This window comes from Corynebacterium sp. HMSC036D03, from assembly GCF_001836185.1.
GTDB classification, from domain to species: domain Bacteria; phylum Actinomycetota; class Actinomycetes; order Mycobacteriales; family Mycobacteriaceae; genus Corynebacterium; species Corynebacterium simulans.
This window is the reverse complement of the sequence record NZ_KV827729.1, coordinates 111,826-124,080: the sequence shown is the minus strand read 5'-3', so window position 1 is coordinate 124,080 and position 12,255 is coordinate 111,826. Positions and strand designations below refer to the sequence as shown.

11 protein-coding genes are annotated in these 12,255 nt (G+C 59.9%); 3 read left to right on the top strand and 8 right to left on the bottom strand.

What is annotated here, in order from left to right; genetic code table 11:
* Positions 1-31 precede the first annotated feature (31 nt).
* Both tpiA and secG read left to right on the top strand, forming a co-directional pair.
* The gene (gene tpiA, locus HMPREF2692_RS03790) at positions 32-811 is read left to right on the top strand and encodes a triose-phosphate isomerase (protein WP_070822778.1); all 780 of its coding nucleotides are present in this window, start codon (positions 32-34) and stop codon (positions 809-811) included.
* A gap of 125 nt (positions 812-936) precedes the next feature.
* Complete coding sequence (gene secG / locus HMPREF2692_RS03785) at positions 937-1,173, top strand: preprotein translocase subunit SecG (RefSeq protein ID WP_061922327.1); 237 nt, start codon at positions 937-939, stop codon at positions 1,171-1,173.
* An 85-nt stretch (positions 1,174-1,258) separates the two neighbouring features.
* Here secG and pgl read toward each other — a convergent pair whose 3' ends face one another.
* The 5 genes from pgl to tkt all read right to left on the bottom strand — a co-directional run bounded on the left by pgl (position 1,259) and on the right by tkt (position 7,812).
* The gene (pgl, locus tag HMPREF2692_RS03780) at positions 1,259-2,026 is read right to left on the bottom strand and encodes a 6-phosphogluconolactonase (RefSeq protein WP_062035109.1); all 768 of its coding nucleotides are present in this window, start codon (positions 2,024-2,026) and stop codon (positions 1,259-1,261) included.
* A gap of 45 nt (positions 2,027-2,071) precedes the next feature.
* A complete protein-coding gene (locus HMPREF2692_RS03775) occupies positions 2,072-3,004 on the bottom strand; it encodes a glucose-6-phosphate dehydrogenase assembly protein OpcA (protein ID WP_070822776.1) in 933 nt (310 codons plus the stop codon).
* A gap of 13 nt (positions 3,005-3,017) precedes the next feature.
* Entirely contained in the window at positions 3,018-4,589 is a 1,572-nt protein-coding gene (zwf, locus tag HMPREF2692_RS03770; RefSeq protein ID WP_082778598.1) for a glucose-6-phosphate dehydrogenase, read from the bottom strand.
* A 63-nt stretch (positions 4,590-4,652) separates the two neighbouring features.
* Positions 4,653-5,735 (bottom strand): transaldolase, encoded by a 1,083-nt coding sequence (gene tal, locus HMPREF2692_RS03765; protein ID WP_061922337.1) that lies wholly within the window; start codon positions 5,733-5,735, stop codon positions 4,653-4,655.
* A 7-nt stretch (positions 5,736-5,742) separates the two neighbouring features.
* Complete coding sequence (gene tkt / locus HMPREF2692_RS03760; RefSeq protein ID WP_201040697.1) at positions 5,743-7,812, bottom strand: transketolase; 2,070 nt, start codon at positions 7,810-7,812, stop codon at positions 5,743-5,745.
* A 276-nt stretch (positions 7,813-8,088) separates the two neighbouring features.
* On the opposite strand from tkt, the gene HMPREF2692_RS03755 reads away from it, so the two are divergent.
* The gene (locus HMPREF2692_RS03755) at positions 8,089-9,048 is read left to right on the top strand and encodes a heme o synthase (RefSeq protein ID WP_275437049.1); all 960 of its coding nucleotides are present in this window, start codon (positions 8,089-8,091) and stop codon (positions 9,046-9,048) included.
* 59 nt (positions 9,049-9,107) lie between these two features.
* Here the strand turns inward: HMPREF2692_RS03755 and HMPREF2692_RS03750 are convergent, their stop codons facing one another.
* The 3 genes from HMPREF2692_RS03750 to HMPREF2692_RS03740 form a co-directional block, all read right to left on the bottom strand.
* On the bottom strand, positions 9,108-10,079 hold the full coding sequence (locus tag HMPREF2692_RS03750) for a quinone oxidoreductase family protein (protein ID WP_061922346.1): 972 nt from the start codon (positions 10,077-10,079) through the stop codon (positions 9,108-9,110).
* 135 nt (positions 10,080-10,214) lie between these two features.
* The gene (locus tag HMPREF2692_RS03745) at positions 10,215-11,219 is read right to left on the bottom strand and encodes a COX15/CtaA family protein (protein ID WP_061922350.1); all 1,005 of its coding nucleotides are present in this window, start codon (positions 11,217-11,219) and stop codon (positions 10,215-10,217) included.
* 271 nt (positions 11,220-11,490) lie between these two features.
* Positions 11,491-12,252, bottom strand: a complete 762-nt coding sequence (locus HMPREF2692_RS03740) for an ABC transporter permease (RefSeq protein WP_061922353.1) — start codon at positions 12,250-12,252, stop codon at positions 11,491-11,493.
* Positions 12,253-12,255 lie beyond the last annotated feature (3 nt).

Below are 12,255 nucleotides of genomic sequence, written 5' to 3'. Positions count from 1 at the left end.
TACGCACAAAACCCCGAAAGGAAAATTTTCCATGGCACGTAAACCACTGATTGCCGGTAACTGGAAGATGAACCTGGACCACAAGGAAGCAATCGCCTCCATCCAGAAGTTCGACTTCTCCCTGCCGAAGGACTACTACGACAAGGTCGACGTCGCCTTCATGGTGCCGTTTACTGACCTGCGCACCATGCAGACCCTCTCCGAGGGCGACAAGCTGCTTCTGACCTACGGCGCACAGGACATCTCCAAGCACGATTCTGGCGCCTACACCGGTGAGGTCTCAGGCAAGATGCTCGCATCCTTGGGCTGCAAGTGGGCCGTAGTTGGCCACTCTGAGCGCCGCGAGTACCACGGCGAGACTGACGAGCTCGTATCGGAAAAGGCTGCTGCAGCACTCAAGCACGGCTTGAGCCCGATCGTCTGCGTCGGCGAGCCGCTCGACGTTCGCGAGTCCGGCACCCACGTTGACTACGTGGTCAACCAGACCCGCAATTCCCTCGCAGGCCTGTCCGCTGAGGACTTGTCTAAAACCGTCGTTGCCTATGAGCCTGTCTGGGCCATCGGCACCGGCAAGGTTGCCTCTGCTGACGACGCCCAGGAGGTTTGCGTTGCAATCCGTGCTCTCGTGCGCGAACTTGCGGGCGAAGAGGTGGCAGAAGGCATTCGTATTCTCTACGGCGGTTCCGTCAAGGTTGACTCCGTCGCTGAGATCGTGGGCAAGCCCGACGTCGATGGCGGGCTAGTTGGCGGCGCTTCCTTGGTAGGCGACGAATTTGCCAAGCTCGCTGCGAACGCATCCACCGTTGTCTAAGCACCGAGTCAAGAAATAGGTACCGGATAACCAGCGCTACGCATGTGGGTCGAAGTATTCTTCGGCCCGCGTCGTGGTGTAGAGTAGTCCGGAGTTAATTAATAAATTCTGAGAGGAACGATCCTATGATCTTGGCACTGGAAATCATCTTGGTGATTGCCGCGATCCTCATGTCCATCTTCGTGCTGCTGCACAAGGGCAAGGGCGGCGGACTTTCCAGCCTCTTCGGCGGCGGCGTCCAGTCCAACCTTTCTGGCTCCACCGTCGTGGAGAAGAACTTGGACCGCTACACCATCGTGATGGTCATTATCTGGTTGGCCTGCATCGTAGCACTCAATCTGATCCAGGCATACGCCGTTTAAAGCCTAAGCAGGCTTAAAGAAAGGCCGCGCTTCCTTTACTTTTAAGGAAGCGCGGCCTTTTACTTTTCTGCTTATTCTTCGTTGCTTATTCTTCGATTACCGTCGCGGCGTCGTCGCTTAGGAAAAGAATGGTTTCGCTAGTGCCATGCGCACCGGCTGCAGGCCATTCGATGGCGGGGGAGCCAGCCACGATGTGGGAGGCCGCCTCAGCCTTTTCCTCACCGGAGACCAAGAACCACACACGCTCGGAGCGGTTAACCGCAGGCAGCGTCAGCGTGACTCGCTCTGCTGGTGGCTTGGGAGAGTCGGGGACTGCTACAACGAGGTCTTCTTGTTCCATTACTGCCGCAGAATGCGGGAACATGGAGTTGATGTGGCCCTCGCCGCCCATGCCGAGCAGATGTAGGTCGAAGCCGTTAGGTGCGAACTCCGAAATCTCGCCCGCATAGGCCTTCGCCGCATGTTCCATGGCGATTGCGCCCAAGTCGAGACCGTGAATGTGTTCTTCCGGAACGCCCGCTGCGTGCAGGAGTGCCGCACGGGCCTGGCCCTCGTTGGAATCAGGATCGGAGACTGGAACATTGCGCTCATCGCCAAAGAAAACGTGCACGCGGGTCCAATCGATGGCCAAGGCTGGGTAATCCTCACTCTGCTGCTTCGCAGCGGCATCGAGGCGAGCCAGCTCGCGCAGGGTTCCAATGCCGGCACCACCGCCGGTGAGAACGACGCGCGCCACGCCGTCGTTGTGAAGGCCGCCGCCCGGGGCCTGGACCGACGTGACTACGTCGATGAATTTGCGGGCGGCAGAGGATATGAGTTCGTCTACATCGCTCACGCGGTGAAGAGTGACCATGTGTGTTTGATCCTTAAAAGGGTTATAAAAAATAAAGGTGTACGACTAACTGTAGCCCACGCGTGACAGTGCGCGAAGCGAGTGCGCATATGTCTTGTCAGAGTCGAGGTGGCGCAGGTCCTCAGAGAGGATTTCTGCCTGCGAACGCACGCTCAACGAGACCAGGGAATCCGGGGAACCCGGAACCTGTACACGGACGGTGCTAACGTCGACGACGTCGACTGTTACGTGTGAGGATACGCGGTTAAAGCGCAGGGAGTGGATAGGAAACGCCCCCGGCTCCGGAGCAGCCGTTGTTTTCCTGGTTACCGGAACACCCAGGGCGTCGACAAGCCAGCCCGCAGCAAAGTCAGCGGCCGGGCTTTCTGCCGCTCCGCAGATCTCCACGGACTCGACCGGCTCATGTGGGTGGCGGTCAAGCGCCGATGCTACGATGCCGCGCCACAGGGTAATGGCTGCCCAAGACATATCCGAGTCCCCCGGGGTATAGCCGCGGGAGAGCTGCATGAGCTCCTCATGGCTCGCCCCATCCCCGTAGGCCACGTTGGTGATCCGGCGCTGCGCCAGCTTGCCGATTGGGCTCTGCGCTGGATTAGCTGGGCACTTGGTGGGCCACCAAGCAACCAGTGGCGTATCCGGAAGCAGCAGCGGGATAACCACGGACTCGGACTGCTCAGCTAGGTCGCCGTGCAGGTGCATGACGACAATCTCCGAGGCACCAGCCTCACCGCCGACGCGCAGCTCGGCATCGAGGTGGGTTTCCTTGTCGCCGGAGCCGGCGATGACGACGAGCACGCGGGAGGGGTGCTCGTGCGAAGCGTCGCGAACGGAGGCTAGGATTCCCTCGATATCGTCGCCCTCGTTAGCGGCAACAATAAGTGTGAGCACGCGGCCAGTGGTCAGCGTGTAGTGCTCCTGCGCCTCAACGAGCTTCTTGGAGATCTTGCGGGTCGTGGTATCAGGCAATGGGATAATCATCGCTGTAGCCTCCTTAAGGGCGACGCCAGGTATGGCCCCGGCGGCGCAGCATCGTGTTGGCGGATTCAGGGCCCCAAGTGCCCGCTGGGTATTCTTCTGGCTGCCCGGCCTTGGCCCAATAGTCAAGAATTGGGTCGAGGATGGACCAGGAGAGCTCGACTTCCTCGTTGGTCGGGAAAAGCGAGGACTCGTCGAGCAAAGCATCGAGGATGAGGCGCTCATAAGCCTCAGGAGATTCCTCGGTGAAGGCCTCTGCGTAGGCGAAGTCCATGTTGACATCGCGGACTTCCATGGTGGAACCCGGCACCTTTGAACCGAAGCGCATTGTTACGCCCTCGTCTGGTTGGACGCGAATGACCACGGCATTCTGGCCGAGAGACTCTGCCTGACCGTTGTTGAACGGCTGGTGCGGGGCGGTCTTGAATACCAGTGCGATCTCGGTGACGCGGCGGCCGAGGCGTTTGCCGGTGCGCAGGTAGAAAGGCACACCGGCCCAGCGACGGGAGTTGACCTCAAGGGTGCAAGCTGCATAGGTCTCAGTGGTAGAAGCAGGATCGAATCCGTCCTCCTCACGCAGGCCCCGCACGTACTCGGAGCCCTGCCAACCTGCAGAATACTGGCCGCGGGCAGTGGTCTTGTTCAACGGGTGAACCGGCTGGGTCGCGCGCAAGACCTTGATCTTTTCCGCCTGCAGTGCCTCCGGTTCAAAGGAAGAAGGCTCTTCCATAGCTACGAGGGCGAGCAGCTGCAACAGGTGGTTCTGGATGACGTCGCGGGCGGCGCCGATGCCGTCATAGTAACCGGCGCGGCCTCCCAAGCCGATGTCCTCTGCCATAGTGATCTGCACATGGTCGATGTAGTGCGCATTCCACATCGGCTCGAAGATCTGGTTGGCAAAGCGCAGCGCCATAATGTTCTGGACGGTTTCCTTGCCAAGGTAGTGGTCAATGCGGAAGACGGAAGACTCCGGAAAGACCGCGTTGACAATCTCATTGAGTTCACGAGCAGATGCTTGGTCGTGGCCGAAAGGCTTTTCAATGATGACGCGGCGCCAAGAATCGTCAGCGCTGTTGGCCATGCCAACGCGCTCAAGCTGGTGGCAGATGCTGGAGAAGAACTCCGGTGGAACAGAAAGATAATAAGCCCAGTTGCCGCCGGTACCGCGGGAGGAATCTAGCTCCGCCAAGCGTGCGGACAGGGCGTCGAAGCCGGCGTCATCAAAAGCTCCGTGCACGAACTCGATGCCCTGCGCCAGGTGCTGCCAGACGTGCTCGTTGAACTTGGTACGGGCGCCTGCCTTGACTGCGCCCATCACGTAGTCGCAGAACTCTTGTTTGTTCCAGTCACGGCGGCCATAGCCCACCAAGGTGAAACCAGCGGGCAGGAGGCCGCGGTGTGCAAGGTCGTAAATGGCGGGTAGCAGTTTCTTATAAGCGAGGTCACCGGTTACACCGAAAATCACCATGCCCGAGGGACCGGCGATGCGCGGTAGGCGCTTGTCCTTCGCGTTGCGCAGTGGATTTACCCAGGCGCTCGTTTCCGTCACAGGGGGTTCCTTTCCCAATTTAATTCTCCAGCGACACATTCTAGCGACAAGCGCCCCGCCGAGGTTAGTCAGCGGGGCGCGCGGCCAAAGAGGCGGCCGCAGCTACAGGCGAGCGGCCATCGATTCCAGAAGTTCTTCCCAAGCGGCGACGAACTTATCGACGCCCTCTTTTTCCAGGACTGCGAAGACATCGTCGAAGTCGATACCGAGTTCTGCCAGCTCGGTGAAGACGGCTTCTGCCTGCTCGGTGGAATCGCTTAGGGTATCACCGTGCAAGTTGCCTTCTGCTAGCACTGCGTCGATAGTTTTTTCCGGCATGGTGTTGACCGTGTGCGGGCCAGCCAACTCGGAAACGTACAAGGTAGCGGGGTAGTCGGGGTTCTTAACGCCCGTCGACGCCCACAGCGGGCGCTGCACATTCGCTCCTGCGGGAAGATCGCCTGCCTCCAGCAGCTCCTTCTTGAACAGGGCGTAGGCGCGCTGGGCATTGGCGACGCCCGCCTTGCCGCGCGCTGCCAAGGCAGCATCGCTTCCGATTGCCTCGAGGCGCTTGTCGACTTCGCTGTCCAAACGGGAGACGAAGAAGGAAGCCACGGAGTGAATCTTGGAAACGTCGTGGCCGGCCTCCTCGGCGCGGCGCAGGCCCTTCTTGAAGGTGTCGATGACTTCACCGTAGCGCTCGACGGAGAAGATCAAGGTGACGTTGACGGAGATGCCATCGGCAAGCGCGTCAGCGATGGCCGGAAGGGAACCCTCGGTGGCTGGAACCTTGATCATCAGGTTCGGACGGTTAACGCGCGCCCACAGCTCGCGTGCCTGCTGGATGGTGGCCTCGGCATCGGCGGAGATGCGGGGATCGACCTCGATGGAAACGCGCCCGTCGCGGCCTAAAGATGCCTCGTAGATTCCTGCGAACATATCGCATGCGCGGGCAACATCCTCGATGGCAAGGGCATAGACGGCGTCGTCAGCCTTTGCTCCCTCTTCCTTAAGCTGCGCAATCGCGGCATCGTAAGCGGTGCCCTTGGACATCGCAGCGGCGAAGATGGCCGGGTTTGTGGTGACACCCACGATGGACTTGGAGGAGATGATCTCCTCGAGGTTGCCGGAGTCTAGGCGCTCGCGGGAAAGATCGTCCAACCAGGTAGAGGTACCGAGTTGAGCGAGTTCATCAATATGCGACATGTTTTCCTTACTTGCTAGCGGTGATGGATTCGTGGGCGGCGTTGACTACGGCTTCGGTGGTGATGCCAAACTTCTCGAAGAGCTCGCCGGCTGGGGCAGAAGCGCCGAAGTGCTCGAGGGAGACATTGCGGCCGAAGGTGCCGGTGTACTTGTACCAAGGCATTGCGAGAGCAGCCTCGACGGAGACGCGGGCGCGGACTGCGGAAGGCAGCACGGACTCGCGGTAGGCATCGTCCTGCTCGTCGAACCATTCCAGGCATGGCGCAGAGACAACGCGGGTGGCGGTGCCTTCTGCTTCGAGCTGCTTTGCGGCCTCGACAGCCAGCTGCACCTCGGAGCCGGTGGCCAGCAGGATGACGTCTGGGGTTTCCTTGGATGCTTCTACCAAGACGTAGGCGCCACGACGTACGCCCTCGGCTGCCTTTTCCTTGGTGCCGGCAAGCACCGGCAGGTTCTGGCGGGAAAGCGCAAGGCCCTTTGGAGCTGCCTTGTACTCGAAGGCGGCGGCCCAAGCCTGCGCAGTCTCGTTGGCGTCGGCTGGGCGGATGACCGAGAGATTCGGGATTGCACGCAGGGCGGCCAAGGTCTCGACCGGCTGGTGGGTTGGGCCATCCTCGCCCAAGCCGATGGAGTCGTGGGTCCAGACGTAGTAGGTATCGGTGGACATCAAGGCACCGAGACGGACGGCTGGGTACTGATACTCGGAGAAAATCAGGAAGGTGCCGCCGTAAACCCGGGTGTTGCCGTGCAGCGCGATGCCGTTCATGATTGCGGACATCGCGTGCTCGCGAATACCGAAGTGGAGGTTGCGGCCGTAAGGCTTAGCATCCCAAGCGCCGGTGGTGATGGACTCAGGGCCGAAGGAATGGGCGCCCTTGATGACGGTGTTGTTGGAGCCAGCCAGGTCGGCGGAACCGCCCCACATCTCCGGAACTGCAGCAGCCAGTGCCTGGATGGTGGCCTCAGAGGCCTTTCGGGTAGCGATGGAATCGCCCTCATCCCATTCCGGTAATTCTGCTGCGAAGTTCTCCGGCAGCTTACGTGCCTGCATACGGTCGAAGAGTGCCTTGCCCTCTGGGCTTGCGGCAGCCCAAGCGTCGAACTTTTCCTGCCACTTAGCGTGCGCCTCTGCGCCGCGCTCACGCAGCTTGCGGGTGTGGGTTATTACCTCGTCGGAGACCTCGAAAGTCTTTTCTGGATCGAAGCCCAGAACTTCCTTGGTGGCGGCAACCTCTTCATCACCTAGCGCAGCGCCGTGCACGCCGCCGGTGTTCATTTTGTTTGGTGCCGGGTAACCGATGACGGTCTTGACGCGGATGAAAGATGGGCGCTCGGTTTCCTCGCGGGCGGCCTGTGCAGCGGCCTCGAGTGCTACGACGTCTTCACCGGACTCGACGGTCTGGACGTGCCAGCCGTAGGCCTCGTAGCGCGCGACGACGTCCTCGTTGAAGGCGATGTTCGTATCGTCCTCGATGGAGATGCGGTTGTCATCCCAAAAGACGATGAGGTTGCCCAGCTTCTGGGTGCCCGCCAGCGAGGAAGCCTCGGCGGTAACGCCTTCTTGCAGGTCGCCATCAGAGGAGATGACGTAAACGAAGTGATCGAACGGGGACTCGCCGGCCGGGGCTGCGGCGTCGAAAAGCCCGCGTTCCTTGCGGGCCGCCATGGCCATGCCGACTGCGGAAGCCAAACCCTGGCCGAGCGGGCCGGTGGTAATCTCCACGCCGTCGGTGTGGTTGACCTCCGGGTGGCCTGGCGTCAGCGAACCCCAGGTACGTAGAGATTTGAGGTCGTCCAGCTCCAAGCCGAAGCCGCCCAAGTAAAGCTGGATGTACTGCGTCAGCGAGGAGTGACCAACTGAAAGAACGAAACGGTCGCGGCCGGCCCACTTCACATCGTTCGGGTCATGATTGATGACGCGCTGGTACAGGGTATAAGCCAGCGGTGCCAGGGACATCGCGGTGCCTGGGTGCCCAGACCCGCACTTTTGGACAGCATCTGCTGCGAGAACGCGGACGGTGTCGACCGCGCGAGTATCCACATCAGTCCAGTCAGCCGGATAACGGCGCTCGACCATGGCTTGCAACTCTGGGGTCAGCTTTTCTTGCGACACTGGGGACGCCCCTTACTTTGTGGATCGGTTGATTATTGACCCCTCAAGTCTAGATGTTTTGATTAACGGGTGGTGGATTGTCACGGATTGTGGTGGATTATCTAAAACGGTCCAAGAAACTGTAGGCTGGCATGGTTAAGAAGCCTTGGTTAAAGGCGGGGGAACTTTCTAACCCCCGAAGCCGACAACTAATTTGCGGCCATAACCAGGCGGCCACAAAAAGTTACCCCGCGCCAGATACTGGAGGAATATTCCTTGGAGACGTTAAAGGCCTATTTTGCGCTGACGAAGCCGAGGATCATTGAGCTTTTGCTAGTCGCTGCAATTCCGGCGATGCTCCAAGCGCAGCGTGGTGTTGAATCCGTCACGGATAACTTCTGGCTAATCCTTTCCACCATCTTCGGCGGCTGGATGGGCGCTGCGGCTGCCCACACCTTCAACAATGTGGTGGACTATGAGATTGACCAGAAAATGCAGCGCACCCGCGCCAGGCCGCTCGTGCGTGCGAGTATCTCGCGCCGCAATGCTGCCATCTTTGCGTGGGTGATGTTGGCGCTTTCGGTCTTCTGGCTGGGCGTTCTGGCGCACTCCTGGCTGGCAGCGTTCTTCGTCATCCTGACTAACTTCTTCTATGTCTTCGTCTATACGAAGTTTTTGAAGATGCGCAATTCCCAAAACATCGTCTGGGGCGGCCTCGCTGGCTGTATGCCGGCGATGGTGGGTTGGGCAGTAATCCGTGACAATGCCCCTGCTGGTGAGCCCGATAAGTGGTGGCAGGCCATCGTGCTGTTCCTTATTATCTTCTTTTGGACACCGCCACATACGTGGGCACTGGCAATGAAGTACAAGGAGGACTACCGCAAGGCAGGCGTTCCGATGCTTCCGGTAGTCGCCCCTGAGGTCGAGGTAACCCGCCAGATTGTCTGGTACACAGTCGGTACGCTCATCGTGACCTTCCTGATCATCCCTGCTGCCTCGTGGATCTACTTGGTGGCTGCAGTTGGTTCCGGCGCCGTCTTCTTGTGGATTGCCATTGCACTCCACCGCGGCGTCAAGCAGGGCGAAAAGGTCAAGCCCATGCGCTTGTTCATCTACTCCAACAACTACCTGTCGGTCTTGTTCATCGGCCTATCTATCGACGCCGTGCTGGGCTGGGAATCCATCGGCAGCATGCTTGGCTGGTCGACGGCCTGGTTCTAACACAATCAGCCAACTTGGTGGGCCAGAAGGTGAACTAGAACAAGCGGCAATAAACTAGCCTAGTTATCCTCGCGCACTCTTAAGACGATAGAACCGGTGGTCTTGCGCTCTTGGAGATCGCGATGGGCCTGTGCTGCTTCTGCAAGTGGGTAGGACGCTGAGACGTTGAAGACTACGTCGCCGTCGGTTACCGCCTGAACGACTGCTTGGGCGCGCATTTGGAACTCGCCTTCTTGGGAGGTCCATGCACCCAGAGAAGGCCGAGTCAAAAAGATCGAGCCGTGCTTGTTGAGCAGCTGTGGATCCATCGGAGGAACCGGACCGGAGGCCGCGCCAAAAAGTGCCACGGTGCCGCGTGGGCGCACCACTTCGAGCGACTCCATGAAGGTATCCTTGCCGACGCCGTCGTAGACAACGTCCACACCGAAACCACCGTTGAAGCGGCGAACCTGCTCAGCAAGACCTTCGCCGTAGCGGAACACTTGGTCAGCGCCAGCCTCGTATGACAAGGCTTCCTTTTCATCGGTCGAGACTACCGTGTAAACCGTGGCACCGGCTGCCTTAGCCATTTGGGTGAGGATAAGCCCCACGCCTCCTGCGCCTGCGGTGATAAGGCAGGAGGCGCCCTCGCCGAGCTGGTACACGCCATTCGCCAGGTAATGAGCGGTCATTCCCTGCAGGAGCATGGAACCGGCTACCTCAGGCGGGAAGTCATCGGGGACCGCAACGATGCGGTCGCGCGGCACGCATACTTGCTCCGCATAGGAGCCGAAAGCGTGGTCCCAAGCCACCATGGTGCCCTCGGCGATTTCGCCCTTTGGATCGTGGACCACGCGACCAGTGCCCTCGAGGCCGAGGATGAAAGGAGGCGTGGCGCTGTAGATGCCTTCGCGGTAATAGGTGTCGATGTAGTTGACACCGGCCACGATTACGTCGACAAGCAGCTGATCCTCGGTAGGCGTGGGTGCCGAAGTCTCTACATACTCGAGGACCTCTGGGCCACCTTTGTGGTTGACCTGAATTGCGTACATGCTTCAAGGCTATCGCAGCTACTCGCATACATGCAGGAAAACCGCTCCACCGAACGGCACCAAGGCCAGTTCGAAGAGGTGGAGCGGTTCCGCGGAAGACTGTGAGGGCTCGGGAGTCTATATCCTTTTTGAGCTTTACTTAGCTAGTGCTGCCTGCCGCGCAGCGAATTTTTCTTCGGCTGCTGGGGAGCCAGTTTTTAGGCCCGCTGTGCCGTTGACGCGGCGAACACCATGCGCCCATAGGAGAGCGGTGAATGCGGTGACTACGGAAGACATGCCGATGTGGATTGGCACCGTCCAGCGCGGGATGTGCATGTAGAACTGGGCGACGCCGATACCCCATTGGATGAGAATGCAGGCGATGAGCATCCACGCGGCCTTCTTGACCAAAGCTGGTGCTTGAACGCGGTAAAGCATGAAGACCACAATGACGGTGAGGATCAGGTAGGCGTACATGCAAATCGCATGAGCCACGGCCATCATCTCGGTATCGACGTTGAGGCGCCCTTCCATGCCGACGCCATCGTCGCCAGAGTGGACACCAGAGCCGGTGACCATGGTGCCGGTGGTGAGAACCACGGCGAGGGCAATGGATGCCATCGCGGCCAACACGCGGATGGCCTGCGGGAAGATCTGGGTACGCACGCCGTCGTCAGGCTCAAGGATGCGGGAGTAAAGCATTGCAGCCAACCAGACGAGAACCATCGATGGCAGGAAGTGCAGCGCCACGGCCCACCAGTTGAGCTTCAATAAAACGGAGATGGCGCCGATGATTGCCTGAACCACGATGCCGGCCAAGTTCAACCACGCGTAAACCTTCAACTCAGTGCGGCGGCGCGCCATATGCATCGCCATGATGGCAGCCACTGCGGCGGCCGTGACGACGAAGGTAAGTAGGCGGTTACCGAACTCGATGAGTTGGTGGATCCACGGTGCTGCGCCGGAGAGAGGAACAAGCGAGCCCGGGTGGCACTCGGGCCAGGTGATGCAGCCAAGGCCGGAACCAGTAACGCGCACAATGGCGCCGGATACGGTAATGCCGCCTTGGCAGACAAGCAGAATCATCGCGATGAAACGCTGCGCCTTGATGGCGGGCGTCGCCTCGCGGAAAAACGTAGATACTTTGTTACCGGAATTCACGTTAAAAAGACTACCGCTCGGACAGGCTCGGAACGAAACCCCGAATGCCTGCGGGAGCGAAAAAGATAAAAGTCACATTTGCTGCCAGAAATGGAACTTTTTCGCGGTTGCATTTCGCAGTTTCCAAATGGTGAGGTCGACTTGGTGAGGTGAGGCTACACCAGTCTCAGCGCAATACTCGGGTCACAGCTGTTACGGGGTGACCTCACCATTTGCAGATGTGGGCCCTCACCAAACGGTTCAAGCCCGCGTGGTGCAGTCAGGTGCGCGATTAGCCCTCGAAGCGGAACCAGCGCACCGCTGCGAAGGAGGCGGCGCCGGCCCAGGCGAGGAGCACGAGTAGTTCCTGCCAGGGGAGGGTGTGGTTGAGGGCGTCGGCAAGCGCGCTTGCCATCGCGACCGTGGGCACCACGGTAAGGATGCCGTCATTGCTCAAGCCTTGGGTGTACATGGCCCAGCCCACGACTCCCATCAGAATGAACCAGATGAGGTTCGCAACCGCGAGGACTACCTCGGAACTTAAAGTACCGCCGAGGAGCAGGCCGAGCGCGGTGAAGGCGCACACGCCCAGGATGAGGGTGATAAGCCCCAGCAAGATGCCGCCAAGGCTAGCCCGAAGGCCAAGCAGGAAGGCAACGCCGCCGAGGACGAGGACTTGGACCGCGACCATTGAGAAGACAGCGGCAATCTTGCCCACGATGATGGTCCAGGCCGGGACGCCGGAGGCGCCAGTTCGCTTCAGTGCGCCGTAGCGGCGGTCAAAGGCCAGCGCAATGGCTTGGCCGGTAAAGCCGGAGCTTGTGGCCGCCACCGCCAAGACCATAGGGAATATTTCCTTCAGGCCGTGGCCGGTAATGTGCTCCATCCGTGCCGCGCCAATCAAAATGGCTAGGGGAATGACGATGCTGAGCAGTTGCTGCTCACCGTGGCGCAGCATGAGTTTGGACTCGATTAGGCCCTGAGCTCGTGCCATGGTCCAGACGCTGGCACGCTGCGGGTGAGGCTGAAAGGTTCCCGGTTCGAAACGCGTCATGAT

Coding starts and splice junctions, on each gene's coding strand:
- tpiA (WP_070822778.1), top strand. CDS start 32: ATGGCACGTAAACCACTGATTGCCGGTAACTGGAAGATGAACCTGGAC.
- secG (WP_061922327.1), top strand. CDS start 937: ATGATCTTGGCACTGGAAATCATCTTGGTGATTGCCGCGATCCTCATG.
- pgl (WP_062035109.1), bottom strand. CDS start 2,026: ATGGTCACTCTTCACCGCGTGAGCGATGTAGACGAACTCATATCCTCT.
- HMPREF2692_RS03775 (WP_070822776.1), bottom strand. CDS start 3,004: ATGATTATCCCATTGCCTGATACCACGACCCGCAAGATCTCCAAGAAG.
- zwf (WP_082778598.1), bottom strand. CDS start 4,589: ATGTGTCGCTGGAGAATTAAATTGGGAAAGGAACCCCCTGTGACGGAA.
- tal (WP_061922337.1), bottom strand. CDS start 5,735: ATGTCGCATATTGATGAACTCGCTCAACTCGGTACCTCTACCTGGTTG.
- tkt (WP_201040697.1), bottom strand. CDS start 7,812: ATGGTCGAGCGCCGTTATCCGGCTGACTGGACTGATGTGGATACTCGC.
- HMPREF2692_RS03750 (WP_061922346.1), bottom strand. CDS start 10,079: ATGTACGCAATTCAGGTCAACCACAAAGGTGGCCCAGAGGTCCTCGAG.
- HMPREF2692_RS03740 (WP_061922353.1), bottom strand. CDS start 12,252: ATGACGCGTTTCGAACCGGGAACCTTTCAGCCTCACCCGCAGCGTGCC.